The organism is Paenibacillus hodogayensis (genome assembly GCF_039536325.1).
Classification (GTDB): domain Bacteria; phylum Bacillota; class Bacilli; order Paenibacillales; family NBRC-103111; genus Paenibacillus_AB; species Paenibacillus_AB hodogayensis.
Genome location: NZ_BAAAYO010000008.1, coordinates 121267 through 141390, shown reverse-complemented (window position 1 = coordinate 141390; position 20124 = coordinate 121267). Strand labels below are relative to the sequence as shown.

Annotated in this window: 21 protein-coding genes; 19 read left to right on the top strand and 2 right to left on the bottom strand. The window is 59.2% G+C overall.

The features are described from left to right. Positions 1-8: 8 nt before the first annotated feature. The 6 genes from ABD796_RS16395 to ABD796_RS16370 all read left to right on the top strand — a co-directional run bounded on the left by ABD796_RS16395 (position 9) and on the right by ABD796_RS16370 (position 5082). The gene (locus ABD796_RS16395; RefSeq protein WP_344909308.1) at positions 9-1316 is read left to right on the top strand and encodes a M20/M25/M40 family metallo-hydrolase; all 1308 of its coding nucleotides are present in this window, start codon (positions 9-11) and stop codon (positions 1314-1316) included. Next, complete coding sequence (locus ABD796_RS16390) at positions 1313-1687, top strand: RidA family protein (protein ID WP_344909306.1); 375 nt, start codon at positions 1313-1315, stop codon at positions 1685-1687. Before ABD796_RS16395 ends, ABD796_RS16390 begins: the two co-directional genes overlap by 4 nt. A 22-nt stretch (positions 1688-1709) precedes the next feature. After that, the gene (locus tag ABD796_RS16385; RefSeq protein ID WP_344909304.1) at positions 1710-2462 is read left to right on the top strand and encodes an SDR family NAD(P)-dependent oxidoreductase; all 753 of its coding nucleotides are present in this window, start codon (positions 1710-1712) and stop codon (positions 2460-2462) included. 284 nt (positions 2463-2746) lie between these two features. Further along, a complete protein-coding gene (locus tag ABD796_RS16380; protein ID WP_344909302.1) occupies positions 2747-3958 on the top strand; it encodes an MFS transporter in 1212 nt (403 codons plus the stop codon). Between the two features lie 222 nt (positions 3959-4180). Further along, positions 4181-4528, top strand: a complete 348-nt coding sequence (locus ABD796_RS16375; protein WP_344909300.1) for a PadR family transcriptional regulator — start codon at positions 4181-4183, stop codon at positions 4526-4528. Then, positions 4525-5082, top strand: a complete 558-nt coding sequence (locus ABD796_RS16370; protein WP_344909298.1) for a DUF1700 domain-containing protein — start codon at positions 4525-4527, stop codon at positions 5080-5082. The genes ABD796_RS16375 and ABD796_RS16370 overlap by 4 nt, the downstream gene beginning before the upstream one ends. A gap of 68 nt (positions 5083-5150) precedes the next feature. Here ABD796_RS16370 and ABD796_RS16365 read toward each other — a convergent pair whose 3' ends face one another. Both ABD796_RS16365 and ABD796_RS16360 read right to left on the bottom strand, forming a co-directional pair. Next, a complete protein-coding gene (locus ABD796_RS16365) occupies positions 5151-5330 on the bottom strand; it encodes a uracil-DNA glycosylase (RefSeq protein ID WP_344909296.1) in 180 nt (59 codons plus the stop codon). 315 nt (positions 5331-5645) lie between these two features. Beyond that, complete coding sequence (locus ABD796_RS16360) at positions 5646-7007, bottom strand: hemolysin family protein (RefSeq protein ID WP_344909294.1); 1362 nt, start codon at positions 7005-7007, stop codon at positions 5646-5648. A gap of 245 nt (positions 7008-7252) precedes the next feature. Here ABD796_RS16360 and ABD796_RS16355 point away from each other — a divergent pair, with 245 nt between their 5' ends. From ABD796_RS16355 to ABD796_RS16295, 13 genes are all read left to right on the top strand, one after another. Next, positions 7253-8038 carry a DUF1836 domain-containing protein gene (locus ABD796_RS16355; RefSeq protein ID WP_344909292.1) on the top strand — a complete coding sequence of 262 codons (786 nt, stop codon included), beginning with the start codon at positions 7253-7255 and terminating at the stop codon, positions 8036-8038. An 87-nt stretch (positions 8039-8125) separates the two neighbouring features. Beyond that, complete coding sequence (locus ABD796_RS16350) at positions 8126-8272, top strand: response regulator (protein ID WP_344909290.1); 147 nt, start codon at positions 8126-8128, stop codon at positions 8270-8272. A 4-nt stretch (positions 8273-8276) separates the two neighbouring features. Next, the gene (locus tag ABD796_RS16345) at positions 8277-9743 is read left to right on the top strand and encodes a sensor histidine kinase (protein WP_344909288.1); all 1467 of its coding nucleotides are present in this window, start codon (positions 8277-8279) and stop codon (positions 9741-9743) included. A 310-nt stretch (positions 9744-10053) separates the two neighbouring features. After that, a complete protein-coding gene (locus ABD796_RS16340; protein WP_344909286.1) occupies positions 10054-11427 on the top strand; it encodes an N-acyl-D-glucosamine 2-epimerase in 1374 nt (457 codons plus the stop codon). Positions 11428-11617: 190 nt separating this feature from the next. Next, entirely contained in the window at positions 11618-12196 is a 579-nt protein-coding gene (locus ABD796_RS16335) for a hypothetical protein (protein ID WP_344909284.1), read from the top strand. Between the two features lie 241 nt (positions 12197-12437). Beyond that, positions 12438-12731, top strand: a complete 294-nt coding sequence (locus tag ABD796_RS16330; protein WP_344909282.1) for a Dabb family protein — start codon at positions 12438-12440, stop codon at positions 12729-12731. 222 nt (positions 12732-12953) lie between these two features. Continuing rightward, positions 12954-13283: an ArsR/SmtB family transcription factor gene (locus tag ABD796_RS16325; RefSeq protein ID WP_344909281.1), complete on the top strand. Its 330-nt coding sequence runs from the start codon at positions 12954-12956 to the stop codon at positions 13281-13283. A 49-nt stretch (positions 13284-13332) separates the two neighbouring features. Then, on the top strand, positions 13333-14331 hold the full coding sequence (locus ABD796_RS16320) for a beta-ketoacyl-ACP synthase III (protein WP_344909279.1): 999 nt from the start codon (positions 13333-13335) through the stop codon (positions 14329-14331). After that, the gene (locus tag ABD796_RS16315) at positions 14321-15640 is read left to right on the top strand and encodes an ATP-grasp domain-containing protein (protein WP_344909277.1); all 1320 of its coding nucleotides are present in this window, start codon (positions 14321-14323) and stop codon (positions 15638-15640) included. The genes ABD796_RS16320 and ABD796_RS16315 overlap by 11 nt, the downstream gene beginning before the upstream one ends. After that, positions 15607-16638 carry an NAD-dependent epimerase/dehydratase family protein gene (locus ABD796_RS16310; protein ID WP_344909274.1) on the top strand — a complete coding sequence of 344 codons (1032 nt, stop codon included), beginning with the start codon at positions 15607-15609 and terminating at the stop codon, positions 16636-16638. Before ABD796_RS16315 ends, ABD796_RS16310 begins: the two co-directional genes overlap by 34 nt. A 98-nt stretch (positions 16639-16736) precedes the next feature. After that, positions 16737-17630: an MBL fold metallo-hydrolase gene (locus ABD796_RS16305; protein ID WP_344909272.1), complete on the top strand. Its 894-nt coding sequence runs from the start codon at positions 16737-16739 to the stop codon at positions 17628-17630. Continuing rightward, a complete protein-coding gene (locus ABD796_RS16300; RefSeq protein ID WP_344909270.1) occupies positions 17627-18973 on the top strand; it encodes a F390 synthetase-related protein in 1347 nt (448 codons plus the stop codon). Before ABD796_RS16305 ends, ABD796_RS16300 begins: the two co-directional genes overlap by 4 nt. Next, a complete protein-coding gene (locus ABD796_RS16295; protein ID WP_344909268.1) occupies positions 18945-20105 on the top strand; it encodes a GNAT family N-acetyltransferase in 1161 nt (386 codons plus the stop codon). Before ABD796_RS16300 ends, ABD796_RS16295 begins: the two co-directional genes overlap by 29 nt. Positions 20106-20124: the final 19 nt, after the last annotated feature.

Genomic DNA, 20124 nt, shown 5'->3' with positions numbered 1-20124 from the left:
GGACGAGGATGGTCGACAAGCAATTGGAACGGCGCATTGGACAATGGGTGCGTGAAAAGCGCGGCGAAATCGTCGGACTGGTGTCCGAGCTCATTCGTTACGATACGGTGAACCGGATTACGGACGGGACGGAGCGCGATTGTCAAACGTTCGTCGCCGCCGCTTTAACATCGATGGGGCTGGAAACGGCGCTTTATTCGCCTGAGGAAGCGCCGGGCTTCCGCGAGCATCCGGCTTATTTCCCCGGCAAAGATTATACGCATCGGCCCAATGTGGCGGGAAGGTGGAAAGGACGGGGAACCGGCTCAGGGAAATCGCTGCTCTTCTCCAGTCACGCGGATACGGCGGTCGTCGCTCCGGGCTGGTCGGCTTCGCCATGGGAGCCCCGGGAAATCGACGGCAGGCTGTACGGGCTGGGCGCCTTCGATATGAAGGGAGGGCTCGCCGCATCGATGATGGCCGTCCGCTGTTTGATCGAGCTGGGGGTGCAGCCGGACGGCGACGTGACGATCGAGTCGGTAGTCGACGAAGAGTTCGGCGGCGCGAACGGCACGCTGGCCGGCCGGCTGATGGGGTATAACGCCGATGCGGCGATTATTCCCGAGCCGACGAATTTGGCCGTCTGTCCGGCTACGCGCGGCGGAGCGCTGTGGCGCGTCACGTTTCGCGGCAAGACCGGCCTGTCGTTCAGCGGAGAGACGCTGATCAACCCGCTTTACGACGCCGGCAAGTTCCTCGTTTTTCTGGAGCAATTCGAGCGGCGGAGAAGCGACTCGCCGGGGCCGGCTCCGTGGTACGACGAAGCTGCCGCCCTTCCGGTTATCGTCACAAGGGCGGTGGCGGGAGATATAGCCGCGGCGTTGTGCGACGTCGGTCCGGAGCGCTGCGATGTGGACGTCTGGGTGGAGTGCTACCCGGGAACGAGCGAGCGGGAGCTTGAGCGCGAGCTGACGGAAGAATTTGCCTCAATGTTCCCCGGGGCGCCGCTTCCGGAGTTCGTCAAGCTGATCCGGTTTTTGCCCGGCTGCGAAGTGTCCCCGGATTTTCCGCTGCTGCCGCTGCTTGCACAGGAGGTGCGCGACGTATGCGGTACGGAGGCGACGATGAAGGGCGCGCCGTTCGCTTGCGACGCTTTCATGTTCAATCTGCACAGCCCGACGCCCGCTGTCGTCTGGGGACCGTCCGGTGCGAATGCTCACGCTGGCGAAGAATATGTAGAGGTGGAATCTTTAGTGCTGTTGACGGAAATGTATGCCCGAACAATCGTAGGCTGGTGCGGGACGACCGGCCGGCCGGAAGGAGAAATGAACCGATGAGACATGCGATCCGCACATCGGAGGCGTCGACGGGAGACGGTCCGTACTCGCAGGCGATTCTTTCCGGAGGGTTTGTTTTCGTATCCGGACAAGGCTCGCTGGATGCCGAGGGTCGTTCCGTAGAGGGAACGATCGAGGAGCAGAGCGAGCGGACTCTCGATAACATTGAACGGATTTTGCGCGCAGCCGGCTGCACGCTGGACGATGTGGTGAAGGTCCAAGTCATTTTGGCCGATATCGACGACTTCGAGCGGTTTAATAACGTATACCGCACCCGGTTTACCGAGCCGATGCCTGCTCGTACTTGCTTCGAAGGGCGTTTGGGCGGCCTATTGGTGGAGATTGACGCGATCGCCAAAACCCGAAAATAAGAAGGAGAAGGAGATGCAAAGCATGAACCGATTTGCCGGACAAACGGTTATGATTACGGGGGCCGGGCGCGGCATAGGCAAAGCGATCTCCTGCCGGTTCGCCGGGGAAGGGGCGCGGCTGGCGCTTCTTTCCGACGGCGAGGCCGATCTGCTGGAGACGGCCGGAGAGTTGGCCCAAGCCGGAGCCGAGGTGATGACGTACGTCGTCGACGTGTCCGATCAGCAGCAGGTCGAGAAGACGGTCGAAGCCGCCGCAGCCGCATTCGGGCGTATCGATGTGCTGGTCAACAATGCCGGAATCGCCTGGGAAGAGCCGGTGCTCGACATCAAGCCCGACCATTGGCGAAAAATCATCGATGTCAATTTGAACGGCATGTTTTGGACCGCCCAAGCGGTGGCCAAACGGATGGCGATGCAAGGCGGAGGCGCGATCATCAATATGGCGTCGACGAACGGGCTGGTCGGGGAAGCGAACTACGCGCATTATAACGCCTCCAAGGGCGGGGTCGTGCTGCTCACGAAGACGATGGCCATCGAGCTGGGTGCCAAAGGAATTCGGGTAAACGCCGTCTGTCCCGGCTACATCCAGACGCCGATGTCGGAGGCGATCGACAGCCCCGAGTTTATCCGGGAATACGTCCGTGCGAAGATCCCGCTCGGCCGCATCGGCAAACCGGAGGATGTCGCCGGCGTGTTTGCTTTCCTCGCTTCGGCCGATGCCGCGTTCATAACCGGGGAAACGATCGTGGTCGATGGAGGGCAGCTGGCTTTTTAATGCGCAAGAAATGCGCCGCCGCTGCCTGACGAGATGGAAGAAAGGGAAAGAGGCTTGCTGCCCCGCAAAGGGGCGGGCAAGCCTCTTTGGCGTACGCCTAGACAAAAATGAAAAGTGTTGACTATATACTAGATGTCATTGTATTATATCCAATATAATTCAAACGATATTCACTTTTGTCTATTATTAAGTAGATGTCGCGAGAATTTGTCGCCCGTTCGGCGAGAGGGGTTTAAAGCTGCAGCTTGTTTGCCCGCATTCATTTGGTAAAGGAGAGGAAAGTGTTGTTTCGCAATCGTTACGTTCGTACGATCATGATGTCCCGGATGCTGCTTCAACTGGGCGTCTGGGTCCGGAATTTTGCTATTTTGCTGTATGTGACCGATCTGACGAACAATGACCCGCTTTATGTCTCGTTGATTTCGGTGGCGGAATTCGCTCCGATCTTCGTGTTTGCGATTATCGGAGGAACGTTTGCCGACCGGTGGCCGCCGAAGCGGACAATGGTATGGTGCGATATGCTGTCGGCCTTGTCCGTTCTGGTTGTGCTGTTAGTCGTCCTGTCAGGGTCGTGGCACGCGTTATTGTTCGCCACCCTCGTTTCCTCGATATTGTCGCAGTTTTCGCAGCCCTCGGGGATGAAGCTGTTCAAGCAGCATGTACCTGCCGAACAGCTGCAAGGGGTTATGGCGATGTTTCAAACGCTGGTCGCGGTATTCACGGTGATCGGCCCGATTCTCGGCACGTTTCTGTACCAGCGCTATGGAATCGAGCTGTCGATTGCGCTGATGGTTGTCATGTTTGTCGGGTCCGGCTTTGTGCTGTCGCGGCTGCCCCGCGACGCCGAACCGGAGCGGGCGGCGGCCGACCGCAGCTTCAAGCGGGAGATGTTGGCCGGCTTGCGCTACGTACGGGAAAGTCGGGTGCTCACTACGTTGGGAGCGATTTTCGCCATTATGGGGATAGCCGTCGGCATGATCCAGCCGCTCGGTTTGTATGTGGCGATCGAGAAACTGAGTAGGGACAAAACGTTTTTGCAATGGCTGCTGACCGTAAACGGAGCGGCGATGCTGGTAGGGGGTGCCTTTATTGTGGGACTGGCCAAAAAAGTTAGCCCGCAGGCGCTGCTTGCCACCGGTCTGATCGTCAGCAGTGTCGGCACGGCCGGCATCGGCTGGTCGTCCAGCCTTGCGCTCACGCTGCTGCTTCAGGTGCTAACCGGCCTGTTCTACCCGACCGTCCATGCGGGAATCAATACGATGATGTTGAAAAACACCGAATCGTCGTTCGTCGGCCGAGTCGGCGGAGCGCTGAGCCCGATTTTTACGGGGACGATGGTTGTAGGGATGTCGTTTGCAGGATTGTTGAAAGAGGCGCTCTCTTTATCAGGCGTCTATACGCTCAGTGGAGCGTTGTTCATGATCGGCGCATTCTCGTTGATCCTGATCATACGCGGTCGTTCCGCTTCGGTGGGCGGACGTTCCGGGGCTGCGTAAGGCAGGAAGGGTTCGTCGGACCTGATGCCAAAGCGGGCGGGGGAAAGACTGCCGAAAGAAAAGACCGCTGAAAAGATTGCCGACAAGACTGTCGTAAAATAGCAATAAGCGGCGCAGAAATCAAATAAGGCCGTCCGGTTAAAGCCGGACGGCTTTATTTGACACAGTACCTTGTAGTGCACAGTATCTTGTGGTAACATGGTACCGGAAGGGGCGTTTCCTATGGACTTAACGGAATGGACATCGCAGGTGCGCAGAGGCATCTTGGAATACTGCATTCTGCTGCTCGTGAGCCAGGAGCCGCGTTACGGCTACGATCTTGTCACAAAACTCGGCGAATGGGAACCCTTGGCCATCACGGAAGGAACGCTGTACCCGCTGCTGCGGCGTCTGCAAAAGGACAATTATATCGAATCTTTCTGGAAAGAATCCGAATCGGGTCCTCCGCGCAAATATTATTCGCTGACGGCGTCCGGCCGGCAAATGCTGGAGCTGATGTCCAAGGAATGGGAGAAGCTGGAGGGTTCGGTAGGGGAAATTAAAAAGAGCAGAGGAGTGGAACGTTTGTGAGTCCGTTGGGGAAAGCTTATATAGAGAAGCTTTACGCAGCGTTGAGCAAAATGCCGGAGCAGGAGCGGCTCGATGCCGTACGCGAAATCGAGAGCCATATCGAGGAGGGCATCAGCCACGGTCAGCGGGAGGCGGATATTTTGGCTAAGCTAGGCGATCCGAGCAAATTGGCCAAAGCGTTCCGCAGTGAGCATTTTAGCCACCCGGGCCGGAAGCGTACGTGGGGAGAGACGTTTGCCATGATCGGCTTTTACTGCACCACCGGACTGCTCAGCGTCATGATCGTTCCGGTGTTGGCTACCATCGCCTATGGGTTCGGTTTCTGCACTGTTTTAATTTTGTTGGCGGGCATCATCCGTTCGTTCGGGGCGACCTGGATCAATATGGATTTGGGTCCTTACTATACCGTCCCTACGGAATGGAGCATGGCCTTCTCCTTGGTGGTCGGAGGGATCGTCGGAGGGATTGCTTATATCAGCCGCAAGTATTTGCGCAAGTATTTGCGGTTCGTATCGGAGCGTTATCAGGATCTGCTGCCCGCCGACCGGAAATAAGTTCCGCGCAACACCTTCAACGGTTTACCAGCCTGGCCGCAATGCTGCCGGCTTCCCGGCTAAATGCTTCAGCGTGAGGGCTTTGCAGCGAAATGCATGCATGGCTTGCCCGAAGAAGAGAAGACGACCTGGCTCGGCAGTCCTTGGCTTTTGAAGCCGAACGCTTTGCAGCCTTTGGGCAGCTTCGGGTCCCATGTCACATAAAAGTGGATGCACTTCAGGCAATCGATTCGTTTTTGTTCCGGCAAAAGGGTTCCTCCGTTCGTTCGGCAAGCTTACTAGGTTTTAGTATACCGCAGGCAAGACTTACGGGAAATAGCAGGCAGCTTATCGCCTTATAATGAATGACATTAAGCTTATATTTAATGTCATTAAATAATTGTAGCCGCAAAATCTCCAGCGATGCCAAGGCTCGTCGGGCCTGTCGCAGTCCTGTCCCCCACGCTAACCACTTGCTTTTGTTCAGCCCGGTACAGGGCTGTTGTACATGGAGCGAACGGACCACATCGGCTAGAAAAAGAAACAAGCTGCGTCCGTGTTGCCGGGCGCAGCTTGCGCTTGCTTTATACGTCTGCCGAATCGTTCCCGTCGGTCCGTTCCTTCAAGCCGGTGCTATTCTCAGCCGTTGCATCCCCGGACTGCTCATCGTGGATAATCTCCACTTTGCGGATGCGGTGCCGCTCTTTGTCGCGGACGATGAACGTGAGGTTTCCGATATGCCACTCGTCGTCCTTTTTCAGCTCGGCGCGCTGTCCGTATAGCCAGCCCCCGATGGTTTCGGCTCCTTCGCTTTCGATATGGGTATCGAACAACTCGTTGATCCGCATCACGCTCAGCTTGCCGTCAACGACGAACCGGTTGTCGTCCAGCTTCTCGATCTCCTGTTTTTCCTCGCCGTCGAACTCGTCGCGGATTTCTCCGACGATTTCCTCCAAAATATCTTCGATCGTAATCATGCCCGATGTGCCGCCGTATTCATCCATCAGCACAACCATATGGACGCGTTCCTGCTGCATGCGGAGCAGCAAAGCTTTGATCGGCAGCGTGTCGGGTACCCGGACGACCGGAAGGATAAGCTCGGACAGCTCGATATCCGGGTTGTCGTCGTGCCTCAGAAAAAACTGTTTCGTATTGATCATGCCGACAATTTCGTCCTTGCTGCCGCCTGCGACCGGGAAACGGGTATATTGCTCCTCTTTGATGACTTTCAGGTTTTGTTCCGTCGTTTGATCGGCATACAAGCAGACCATATCGGTACGGGGCACCATAATCTCGCGGGCGAGCATATCGTCGAAGGCGAAAATCCGGTTGACATAGCCATATTCGGTGTTGTTGATTTTGCCGCTTTCGTAGCTTTCCGTCAGGATGATGCGCAATTCTTCCTCGGAATGGGCTTCTTCGTGTTCTTTGGCCGGCTTCATGCCGAATAGGCGGATAAGCGAATTGGCGGAGCCGTTCAACACCCAAATAAACGGATACATCATCTTGTAGAAAAACATAATCGGCTTGGCGGTGAGCAGGGCGATGGCTTCCGCTTTATGGATCGCCGCGGTTTTCGGGGCAAGCTCCCCGAGCACGACGTGTACGTATGTCATTAGCACGAAGGCGACGAAGAAAGACAGGAACGATACGACTTCTTCGGGCATATGCAGAGGTTCGAGCAGCGGATGGAGCATCTTCTCCACAGTCGGTTCCCCCAGCCAGCCTAGGCCCAGCGCGGTAATCGTGATGCCGAGCTGGCAGGCGGACAAGTACCCATCCAGATTGGCCGTCACTTTTTTGACCGCGCCCGCGTTTTTGCGGTTCTCCTGCACCATCTGATCGACGCGGCTCGGGCGAAGCTTGACGATGGCGAATTCGGTAGCGACAAAAAACGCGGTGGCCGCGATGAGCAGGGCGACCAACAATAAATTCAGAGTAATCATTCTTTCCTCCGGTTCATTTAGTGGATTTATAGAACTTTATATTAATAAGTTCTTATGAACTTATATTATGCAATCTAATATGGAATTGCAAAGCCCGAATCGGTCCGTTTTGGCGGAAAAACGGCGAAATCCGTTTCAGGTAAAAGGTGTAAGGGGTGCATTCTTTTATTATTGCGTCCTTTGACAATCATGATACGAAGTCTTATCATAAGTTCATATGAACTTGTAGTGGAAGGGGAAGGACGATGGAGACGTTCTACTTGACGCGCAAGCAGATGGCCGGCTTGCTGATGTCGCTCAAAGGGCTGACCGGCAAATCTCCGGTCGCCGTCCTACAGGAAGCTTGGGCCAAATCGCACAAGACCGATATGGAGCACGGAAAGACGCTGGGCGCCTTCGTCTCCACGTCGCTCCCGCCGATATTCGAGAAAATCATCAAGATGAAGCAGACCGGGGAAGGGTTTTCTCTGACGGATATTGTCGCTCTCGGCAATCAGATTGAATACAGTCAATATTCGGTGACGTCGATGCAGAATTGGGTGAAGCGCGATTTCAAGGAGCTGATCGGCTCGCCGCGCAACGGCAAAAAATATTCGATCGACCAGACCGCGGTGCTATTCATCATCGATGACCTGAAAGCTACGCTCGATTTCGAATCGATCCGCAAGCTGCTGACGCTCGTCTTCAACAATGCTCACGACGATTCGGACGATCTGATCGGCCCGCTGCAGCTCTATTCGGCGTATTCGACCCTCTTCGAGGAGCTTGACGAGAATAACGACCAGGTGCTCGACCTGTCCGGGCACGAGACGGGGCGGCGCAATCACGACCATATGCTCGAGCATATGCTCAAGGAAATATCCGGCCAATTTGCCAATACACTGCAAGCCTTGAACCGCGATCAGAAGGAGGCGGTCGGCAATACCGTCTTTGTCGCGATGGTTTCGGTGCAAACCTCTTATTTTCAGTCACTGGCGCGCAGGTACTTGAACGCCACTTTGTTTTTGCACAATTTAAACAGCGGGATGTAGCGGCTTCGGGCCGAGACGAGGAGCCGGGCGTATCGCATAGCCCGGTTCTTTGTGATACGATCTTGGTAGCGCGGAGGAGGGACTCGGATGGGAAAAAGCAAAGTGCTTATTATAGAAGACGAGACGGCGATTGCCGATCTGCTCGCTTACTCGCTGGAGAAGGAAAGCTTCGAGACCACGACGGCGCTTTCCGGATCCGCGGGATTGTATAAAATCGAGAAGCAGGTGAAGTGAGGCGATGCGTCTGACGATTCGCATGCAATTTTTTATCGGCCTCCTGCTTGTTTTCTCCCTATCGCTTTTGCTGCTGAACACGTTTACCGGCCATTTTATCGATACGAGCAACGAACGGACGATAGCCGCAGATTTGCTGAGCCTGAATGAGAACGCCGGCGTTTACGTCAAACAGACGTTTATGATCCATCACTTCAGCCAGGACGAAACGTATTACCGGGAAATGGCGCCCCAACTGGTCGACGAGCTGCAGCGGGTCACGGCCAGCGACATTGCCGCCTATACGCTTGCGGGGGAGCTGCTGGAGGCATCCGACCGCAAAAAGTTCGAAGCTGCCGGCAAAGACGATCTAAAGCGCGCCCTGGACGGTGAAACCGCCTACACCCTCTCATATTCGGACCGCGCCGCACTCGCCTACTATGCTTATCCGGTCGTCGTGGACGGCAACACGGTCGGCATTTTGCGGTTCGTCAAAGATTTCTCGTATTTGTACGAGCAGGGCAAGCGGCTGAAGGACGTGATCAATATGGCGGCTATGTCGATTTTGGGAGCGGCTTTTCTATTCTCGTATTGGCTGTCCCGCAACATCTCGGTCCCGATCGAGAAGCTGACGGAGGCGTCCACGGCGGTGACGAACGGCAATCTCGACGTTCGCGTATCGTTCCGGCGGAAGGACGAGTTGGGCAAGCTGGCCGATAATTTCAACCGGATGAACGGCAAAATCCGTGGACAGATCGAACAGATGGAGCAGGACCGCGACCGGCTGGCCGAGCTGAACCGGCACCGTAAACGCTTTTACGACAATGTAACCCACGAGTTGAAGACACCAATAACGTCCATTCTCGGCTATGCTCAAATGATCCGGCGGAACGGGCGGGACGACGAGGTTTTTTTCGAGAAGGGCATGACCCATATCGAGGAGGAAAGCCGCCGGCTGCACGACATGGTCGTCAAGCTGCTCGAGCAATCCGGGGAAGGGGGCGATCGCGAATCGTTCGATCCCCTAGATCTGTCGCCGGTGCTGCGCGACGTGTGCGAAGGCATGACGTTCAAGGCGGCCCGTTACAAGAAAAAAATCCGCTGTCGCATCGAAACCTCTCTGCTTGTCAAGGGCAGCGCCCATCGGCTGCGCCAGCTGTTGATCAATCTCATCGACAATGCGATCAACTATGGATACCCCCATTCGGAGATTATCGTTACCGCCCGTATTGCTGGCAGTCATCTGCGCATGTCGGTGGCGAACGAAGGCGAGCCGATGTCGACGGATATGCTGGGAACGGTATTCGAGCATTCCCCGCAGGCCGAGCCGTCCGATATCCGTGTGCGCGGCAGTCGGGGGCTGGGCTTGAGTATCTGCAAATCGATCGCCGACGAGCATGGGGGAACGATCGGAATTGTGAGCGCGAACGGGGAGACGCGGGTGACGGTTACGCTGCCTTGTCTGCAGCCGGAGAGGAGGCAGCCGGGATGAGAAGCAGGTTTCAGGCATGGAAGCTTGTTCTTGCGTTTACTGCGGCAGCTGTCGCTACATCGGGCTGCTCGGACGGGATGTAGTCGAAGACGATATCGGCCCTGGGGGACGTTGCTGGCATACGATCGACTTTCGGCGAATACAACGGTATTGATGGGTGGGTGAGCCGTCAATCAGATGTGGAGCCGGGACGGGAAGAAGCTGCTGGACGCGCCGCGAAGCGAGCTGGAAGTTTTGCCTTGCATATAGCCCGCGCCGGATCGGACCCCTTTCATGATCGAATTCAAATAGACGGGGCAGGTGACGCGCCGTGGAGACGACAAACAGCGGCGGCAAGGCGAGACGGGGCCTTTACGGGCCGAGCATACAGGTCGATCCGCTGTTTCCTTATTACAAAAACCGGTCGCCGGAGAGCGTCGCGGAGGAAATCGCCGCAGCCGGCTACGCCATCGTGCATTATTTCGTCGTCAACGAGATGAATATAAACGGCGAGCTGCTGCGGGCGTTTCGCGACAGGGGAATGTTCGTCTGGGCGATGGCGCTCGGCAACGGCACCTTTTCCACCGAAAATTACCCGGAGGGCTGGACCGATTGGCGGATGGGGCTGCTGAAGCCGTGCGACGACGGCTATGAACGGTTCTCCTATTTTTGCGAGCCTTATGTGCAATGGAAAACGAAAGCCATCGGCGATATGCTGTCCCGTTACCCGTTCGACGGCATTGAGATTGCCGAGCCGTATTTTCCCGAGTGGGACGGAATTCGCCGGGGCGTGTATGGGGATGTGGGGCCGTACGCCCGCGATGCCTTCCGCAGACGGTGTGGCAGCGATATGCCGGACTTCGTCCATCCGCGCTCGCCGCAGTATTATAAGAAAAACAAAGACGTCTACGAGAAGTGGGTACAGCTCCGGGTGGAGGCGGTCAACGAATTTGTCGACCGGGTTATTAACGGAACTGGAGGGGCGCGGGCCGTAGAGCCGGATATCGCCGTCGCCACCTGGTCGCTGGCCGTGGACGACGGATCGGAATCGATCGGGCTGCTGCGTGAAATGCAGGGGCTGGACGCCCCGTCGATGATCGCCCGGGTGAAGCCGGATATGCACGTGCTGCAAACCCATTGGCCGGACTGGACGAAGCCTTCGCTGCCGTCCGATTACGTGCGCCGTTACGAGCCGTTCGTGCGCCATATTCGCGGCGAGCATGCCAGTCTGCCGCTGGCGGTTCAGGCGGATATAGGCTCGTCGAAGACGATGATTAAGGGCAGGGAATGGCTGAGCGGTTTTCATCGTACCGCGAAGCGGCTCGGCTATGCCTCCTGGACGGCGTACGAGTTCCATATCGGCGGGACGATGTACGAGATGCCGCCGTTTCCGTTCCGCGGCATCCGAAGCGGGGAGCGGGAGCTGATGGTATCGTTTACGAAACGGATCGATCCGGAGAGCTGCCGGTCGCTGGCCAGCCGCTTCGGAATCTTGGACCGGGACGGCCATCGGTTTATCGATCCCGACTTGCTGCGGGTGGACGGCAACCGGCTGTACATTCGGGCTGAAGGCTTTCCCGCGGACTCCTTCGAACTGACTGTGCCGCCCGTACGCGATACGCCCGACTTATGGCTGTTTCGGACGTTTCCGGCGAACGAAGTTGCCGCCGGCGCGCGTGTCGCCATACCCGCCGCCGCGCGCTGAACGCCGCGATGCCATTTGCAAGGAAGCTTCCGGATCTCCGCATGTGCGGCGGTCCGGGGCTTTTTGCCATTCCTTGCCGTCCTTGGCTCCACCTGCAGCGGAAAGCTTTACAACTTGTTTACAAGTCGGATACGGTTTGGCAACATCGCCCTGTTAGGATGGAGGAAACCGGATAAGGAGCAGATACGATATGAGAAAACGACTTGTTACTTTGGCCAGCCTGACCCTTGCGCTCGGTTTGGCCGCGTGCAACGGCACTCCCTCGACCTCGACGGATGCCAATGGCAACGTCAATGCGGCGAAGGAGCCGGCGAATACGAACGCCGGGCAAACTTCCGGCAGCGTGCAAACGCCTCCGGCGGATAAAGCCGCAGATCAATCGGGAGAAACAGCCGACTCCGGCAATGCCGAAACGGGCGGGACGCCTGCGACGGGCATCGGGAAGAGCGGCTCCGACGGGCCGCAGGCCGGACAAGAGCAAAAGACCGGAACGGACCAAGCGGCAGCGCAAGGAGAGCGGAAGGCCGGGTCGACAAACGGCTCGCAGCCGGACGCGAACGGCTCCAGCACGGACAAGCGGCCCGTATTGGCCCCTCCGACCAGAGGAGAGAACGAGCCGGCTGTCGTAAGCGGCGGAGCGAGCGGAGGAAGCACCCGGGCGGAACAGCTTGCCCCTGTCCCTGTCCCGGACAAGGCCGAGGCGATTAAGCCGGAGGCGCTTCACGGGAAGCCTCGGCAGGCGGACGCGAGTCTCCCCCTAAGCTCCTGACGGAAACCCACCCCCTGGTGTCCAACTGAGTGACTTTGAAAGCGGGTTCCACCGCTTTAATCGAACGGTCAACCGATCACAAGCGCGATTGAAGGAATAATATGGGTCGTTCGCAGTCTCGATTTGCCGCCGTTTTTCGAATCATGCGATTGCCCTGCTTGCGGAGGGCGTGCGGGTTGGCTTCCGGGTCGTCAGATGATATAGTGAAATATATCTTCCGCACAGAAAAGAGGATTCCGTCATGATCGATCATATCGTACTAGTCAAATTCGCCGAATCGACGACCCCGGAGCAGTTGGCCGAAGTCGTATCGCGTTACAAGGCACTGCGCGCTCACCTGAACGGAGTCGTCGATCTGCAAGCCGGCCTCAACTTCTCCGACAAAAACCAAGGGTACCAGGTTGTGCTTTCGGCTCGTTTCGAGAACCGCGCCGCTCTGGAGGCGTATGGACCGAACCCGCAGCACCAGGCGGTGGCCGCCTACATCCGCGAGGTCGGACGGCTGGACAGCATCGTAGTCGATATCGAACTGTAAAAGCGCCGCGCGAGCGGCTCGTAACGAAGCGCCCGCGGCGAATGTCCGCCGGGCGCTTTGTTGCATGGCCCGGCTCGCGAGCTTGAAGCAGAACGGTCCGTGCAAGCTCTCCAGGCTCGCCCAGAACCTCTTTTGAAATAGAAATCTATCCTGTCCTATGGTACGATGCTGTCATAACCGCTATAGAAGTAGAACGATATAGCGGGTAAAGGAGGGCGCAGCGTGAAGCTGTTATATCACCCGGACCGCGACGATATCCACTTGTCTTCCGTTCTGTATGCGTTGAGCGACCCGATCCGACTGTCTATCGTGGCCGAGCTGTATAAAGCCGGGGAGCGGACGTGCGGGGACATTACGGTGCCTGTCGTCAAGTCCACATTATCGCACCATTCGCGCACGTTGCGGGAAGCGGGGGTCGTTCGCGTCCGCGTCCAAGGGACGCAGCGTTTTTTGTCGCTCCGCATCGATGATGTGGAGGGGCGGTTTCCCGGTCTGCTGGCTTCGATCCTGAACGCCTATGAAGCTTCCTGCAGCTCGGACGAGCCGAAATGAGCGGAAGACCGCAAACGGCGGAGCGGGCCATAGAAAGCGGAGGTGCGGAATGCAAAACCGCAAAGTGAAAATAATCGGCACCGGCAAATATATGCCTAAACGCTGTGTTTCGGATGTGGAGATGGACGCGGTACTCGGCGTTCCGGAAGGCTGGGTCCGCCGGAAGACGAACGTTGTCCAACGCTATTTTATAGAGGATGAAACCGCTTCGGAGATGGGTGCCAAAGCCGCCTATGCCGCGCTGGAGGCAGCTGGACTCGAATTCGCCGATATCGATTGCCTCGTCTGCGCGAGCGGTACCATGGAGCAGCCGATCCCATGCACGGCCGTACTTATTCAGGAAGCGATGGGCCAGCAGCACTCCGGTGTGCCGGCTTTCGACGTCAACTCGACCTGCCTGAGCTTCATCGCCGGTCTCGATGTCATGTCCTATCTGGTGCACGCGGGGCGCTACCGCCACGTGCTGCTGGTGTCCACCGAGGTGGCCTCCAAGGGGCTCAATTGGGGCCAAAAAGAGAGCGCGGCCTTGTTCGGCGATGGAGCCGCCGCCGTTATCATCGGCCCTTCCGGAGAGAAGGAACTGTCGCAAATCGTCTACGCCGGCATGGAGACATTCAGCGCCGGCGCCCATATGTCGGAAATTCGCGGAGGAGGCAGCGCCCGGCACGCCTCGGCTTACACCGCCGAGTCCAGGGACCATTATTTGTTCGATATGCAGGGGGATGCACTGTACCGGATGGCTTCCCAAAAATTGCCGCCATTTCTGAGCAGGCTGCTGGCCGGAGCGGGCTGCGGCCTCGACGAGATTCGGCTGGTTATCCCGCACCAGGGGAGCGTGATGGCAATGAGGCTGCTCGCCCGCAAGCTGGGAATTCCCGACGAGCGTATGCTCTGCATTACGGAGGAGCACGGAAACACGATCGCCGCATCGATTCCGATGGGGATTCACGAAGCGATCCGCCTGGAGCGGATTCGCCGCGGAGACCGGGTTCTACTGCTTGGCACGTCGGCCGGGTTAACGTTGGGAGGCGTCGTGCTTGATTATTGAGGCGGCCGAAGGGTCGGCGCTGCCGCTAGCCGGCCGTACGGTCGGGCTGAAGGTGCTGCTGACCGGCGGCCGCGCGCCAGTGGCTTTGGAGCTGGCTCGCCTGCTGGCGGCAGCCGGCTGCGAGGTGCACGTGGCGGAAAGCTTGCACTATCACCTATGCCGCGTTTCCAAAGCCGTGACGCGCAGCCATGCGGTACCGAGCCCGGCTGCGGATGCCGAAGGCTTTGTCGCCGCTTTGGAGCGGATCGTCAGGCGGGAACAGATCGATTGGCTGATCCCGACCTGCGAGGAACTGTTTTATGTGGCTTCCGGCTTGCCGAGGTTGAGCCAAGTATGCCGCGTTTTGGCCGCACCGATCGAGCAGCTGGTCCGGCTGCACAGCAAGCATGCGTTCATCCGGCGGGTCGAAGAGCTGGGATTCCCGGTGCCGCGAACCCGTCTGTTAGCCTCTCCTTCGGAATGGAGACAGCTGACGCATCTATGGACCGCCTCCGGCTCCGGGGCCGAAAAAGCCGCGGATCTCTGGCCGGAAGGATGCGTGTTGAAGCCTGAATTTTCTCGCTCCGGCTCCAAGGTGCGCTTCGTCGGCCGGCCTTCTGCCGCCGGCCGGGCACGGAAAGCGGGCGGGCCGCCTGGACAGCGTACGGAGCGCACCCACACCGGGCTGCCGGTCTTGGACGAAGACCGGTACCCTTGGGTGGCGCAGCAATATATCGCCGGCCGCGGATTGTGCACGTACAGCATCGTGCACGAAGGCAAGCTGACGGCCTATGCCGCTTACGCCGTCGAGTATTCGCTCCCCAGCGGAGCGTGCGTCTACTTCGAATCCTTGAACCATCCGGCCTTGAAGCATTGGGTGGAGCGGTTTGCCGCCCTGGAGAAGTTTACCGGGCAGCTTGCCTTCGATTTTATCGAAACGGCCGGCGGTGAGCTGTATCCGATCGAATGCAATCCGAGGGCGACCAGCGGAATTCATTTGTTCGGTTCGCAGGACGGCCTCGCCGCCGCTCTGCTCGATCCGCAATCGCTCGGGGATACGATTGCCGAACCGCATCCCGGCGCGCGCCGCATGCTCGCTTTGCCGATGCTTGCGGCAAGCCGGAAGGGGAGCGCTACGGCGGGCGGTTTGGGAGCTTGGCTGAGGAAGTTCGCCACGGCAAACGATGCCGTCTACAGGCGAGACGACCCGCGGCCATTCTGGGAGCAGCTCCTGCTGCTCAACGAGCTGCGCCGCATCGCCGCCCGCAGCGGCCGGACGCTGCTGGAGGCGTCGACGTGCGACATCGAATGGAACGGAGGGACGCGATGAAGGCGCTGGTTACCGGCGGCACCGGATTTTTGGGTGGGCGGCTTGCATTGTCGCTGCGCGACCGGGGCTGGGACGTGACTGCGCTGGGCCGAAATCCGCAGAAGGGCAAGGAGCTGCGGCGCCGGGACATCCGTTTCGAACAAGCCGATTTGCGCGACGGGGACCGCGTCCTAGCCGCTTGCGCCGGTCAGGACGCGGTGTTCCACTGCGGGGCTCTTTCCTCTTCCTGGGGGGCCTATGCCGACTTTCATGCGCATAACGTCCTGGGGACGGAGCATGTTCTCGCAGGCTGCCGCCGCCATGGCGCGGCCCGGCTCATCCACGTCTCCACGCCGAGCGTCTGCTTCGGGGGAGCCGAAAGGCTGAACGTCCGCGAGACGGACCCGCTGCCCGCCAAGCAGGCGAGCCCTTACGCAGAGACGAAGCGGCTTGCCGAGCGGGCGGTGCTGGCGGCTTGCTCGGAAGGGCTGCCTGCGGTGATCGTTCGGCCCCGCGCGCTGTTCGGTCCCGGGGATGCTTCCATTCTGCCCAAGCTTCTGGCAGCGAACATGACACGCGGCATTCCGCTGATCGACGGTGGCCGGGCGCTGATCGACTTGACCTTTGTCGATAACGCCGTACAGGCGCTGCTGCTGTGCCAGTCGGCTCCGGAAGCGGTTTGCGGCCGCATTTATCATGTGACGAACGGCGAGCCGCTGCCCTTTCGCGAGGCGGTGGACATGCTGTTTCGCCTGCTCGGCATTCCGGTGCGGTACAAGCCGCTGCCGTATACCGCGGCTTATGCGGCGGCCTGGCTCATGGAGATGTCGGCCCATCTGCTTCGCAAGGAACCGATGCTGACCCGGGCGATGGCCGGGATGCTCGGACGGAGCCAGACGCTGGATATCGGGGCGGCCCGCCGCGAGCTCGGATACAGCCCGACGGTCGGCGTCGAGGCGGGCATGCAGGTGTACGCCGACTGGCGGCAAGGCAGCAGTGTATCCGCGCGGGAAAGATGAACAGAGGCGAATGGAGGATACGACGTCCGCCTAGAGGACGGGAGAATAGTTCCGGGGAATAGAAGACAAGATTGCAAAGGAGGGGCAACTAACGGGATATGCACAACGCAAGGCAAGACGACAACATGCCAGACATCCTGCGGCCGTCCCTCAAAGTCAAGCTGCGGCTGTTCGCGGCCGGCTACTGCACCCATCCGGAATGGGTAACGATTCGCGGCGGTTCATGGCGCTCCTGCCGCATTCCGGCGCTGTTTGCCTGCATCGAGCATCCGAAGTTCGGCACGATGCTGGTGGACACCGGTTATGCCCAGCGTTTTCTCGACGAAACGGAACGGCTTCCCGCAAGGGTGTATCGGGCGATCACGCCCGTGTTTTTCCGCGAGTCGGATAGCGCGTTGCGTCAGCTCGAGGCTTGCGGTATTTCCCCGGAGCGGGTAAACGCCGTCATCATTACGCATTTTCATGCCGATCACATTGCCGGTCTGCACGATTTCCCGCAGGCGGCGTTTATCTATATGAAGGAAGCTTACGAAGCCGTGAAGCATCTGCGCGGGTTGGCGGCTCTTCGCCGGGCGTTCCTGCCGGGCTTGCTTCCGGCCGGATTCGAAGAGCGCTCGCGGCCGATTGCGGCCGACCGGCGGGTAGAACTGCCGGATGAATACCCGTTCTACGGCGCGTACGATGTGCTAGGGGACGGCAGCGTGCTGGCCGTCCGGCTGCCCGGACATGCCGACGGCCAGATCGGGCTGCTGCTGTCGACCGAGCGCCACGACTATTTGCTATGCGCCGACGCCGCCTGGTCGGGCCGGGCGATCCGCGAGAACCGTGCGCCGCATCCGCTGGCGGGTCTGGTTATGCCGAGCCGCCGCCAATATGCGGATAGCTTCGCCCGGCTTGTCCGGCTTCAACGGAGCTTGCCACAGCTGCGCATAGCGGCCTCCCATTGTCCGGACGTTTGGCGTCAATGGGTTGAAGGGGGGGAGCCCCTATGAATATCGCGGACCGTATTTCAGTGCTGTACCATTACGGAATGGCACGCCGGAAGCGGCGATGGAGCGGGAGAGAGGAGCTCGAACGGTGGCAGGAGGCCCGGGTGCGGGAGCATGTGCGAAGAGTGCGCCGGGAATCCGCTTTTTACCGCGAGCTTTGGGGCGACCGGCCTTCAGCCGAATGGCGGGAGTTTCCCATTATCGATAAAAGCGTCATGATGGAGAAGTTCGACCGGCTGAATACGGTCGGCATCCGCAAGGAAGAGGCGTTCGCTCTGGCGCTTCAGGCGGAGCGAACGCGGGACTTCACCCCCATGATAGACGGAGTCACCATAGGCTTATCGTCAGGCACGTCGGGCAACCGGGGGTTGTTTCTCGTAGGCCGACGGGAGCGCCGGACGTGGGCGGGAACGGTGCTGGCCAAGGTGCTGCCCGGGCCGCTCTCCGACGGGCACCGGATCGCCTTCTTCCTGCGGGCGGACAGCAACTTGTACGGCACGGTCGGGGGCGGGAGTCTGCAGTTCGCGTTCTACGATCTGATGGACCCTCTGGCGCTGCAATTGGCCCGGCTTGGCAAGCAACAGCCGACGCTGCTCGTGGCGCCTCCCTCGATGCTGCGCCTTCTGGCGGAGAAGCAAAAGGAAGGAAAGCTGGCAATCCGTCCCGAACGCGTCGTATCCGTCGCCGAGACGCTCGATCCGCTTGACCGGGGTGTCGTCGAGGAGGTATTCGGCCAACCGCTCCATCAGGTGTACCAGTGCACGGAGGGCTTTCTGGGAGCGACTTGCCGGCACGGCACGCTGCATCTCAACGAGGATGTCGTGTGCGTGCAGAAGGATTACGTCGACCGCGAGCGACGCAAGTTTGTGCCGATTATTACCGATTTTTCCAGAACAACACAGCCGATCGTCCGCTACCGGCTTAACGATTTGCTGACCGAGTTGGAAGGGATCTGTCCGTGCGGTTCCCCGTTTATGGCGCTCGAAGCGATCGAAGGCCGATGCGACGACCTGTATTATTTGCCGGCGCTCGACGGCAGCGGTTGGGTGCCCGTGTTTCCCGACTATTTGGCCAGAGCCGTGATGGCCGCTTCCCCCGACATCGAGGAGTACCAGCTCGTGCTTCACGCTCCGGACCGGCTGAACGTCCGGCTGCGCGTCTCCGAGGCTTTGCGGGCGGAAGCCTGCCGACGCGTAGCAGAAACGATCGGGGAGCTTTGCGGAACAATGGGCTGCCGGACGCCGTCAATGGAGTTTACCGACTATACGTTCGTCCCGGGCAGCAGAAAGCTGCGGAGGGTGGAAAGGAGATTCCGCTTTGACCCCGACACCGGTCTTGTTTTCTAGCGATGCGTTCGGACAAATCCGCTGGCCGTCGCATAAGGACGGGGATTATGCCAGACGGTTTCTGCTCGCGCTGCAAGCCGGGCCCACGGAGACATTCGTTCCGAACATCCGCACGTCGCTGTACGCGCTGGCTCTCGGAAATGCCGTCATGCCGGTAACGGTCAACGATGCGGAATACGGCAACTCCTACGTATGCTCTCCCTATACGCATTATGTCAGCTATGCCCGGCAGGAGCTGTATTTGCTCGAATCGGCTGCGGCCCGAGCCGCCCTGGGCGGTCTGCTGCATGGGCTCGGTCTGCTGCTCAAGGCTTGCCGGTTCAACCGGGCCGTTCACATCAACAACTGGCTGCTGTCCACGAACCTGTATCCGGAGCTGACGGGGGAGGAGATCGATGCGGCCGTACGGCTGCTGCTGGAGCGGTTTCCGAACCATACCGTCATCTTCCGCTCGCTGTGCCGGACGACGAACGGCGCGCTGATGGACCATCTGAAGCGCTGCGGCTTCCGGCTTGTGCCGAGCCGCCAAGTGTACTTGCTTCGGCAGAAGGGGGAGCTTGTCCCGAACGCCAAAGCCCGCTGGCTGCTGAAGCGCGATGCGGGACTGATCGACAAGCACGGGTACGAAACGGTCGGGCCGGACCGGCTGACCGCCGCCGACATGCCCCGGCTGGCCGAGTTGTACCGGATGCTGTACTTGGATAAATACTCGCGGTTCAACCCGCAGTTTGGCGCTCCGTTTCTGGAGCTGGTCCACCGGGAGAACCTGCTGGAGCTGTATGCGATCCGTCATCGGGAGAGCGGCCGGCTCGATGCGGTGCTCGGTTTTTATAGCCGCGGGGACGTGATGACGACGCCGGTGTTCGGATACGACACGTCCTTGCCTCAGCAGGCGGGGCTTTACCGCATGCTGTCCGCCGCGCTCGTCGGCATTGCCGGGGAGAGAGGGCTGCTGCTGCACGAAAGCTCCGGAGCCGCCCAGTTCAAGCGCAATCGCGGAGCCGTCGCGGAGATCGAGTACAGCGCGGTGTACGACCGCCACCTCCCTCCCGGCCGCCGTGCAGGGTGGAAGCTGCTCGAGAAGTTGTTGAACGGCGTCGGAGTGCCCTTGCTGGAAAAGTATAAACTTTAGCGAAGTCAGAGCACCATGA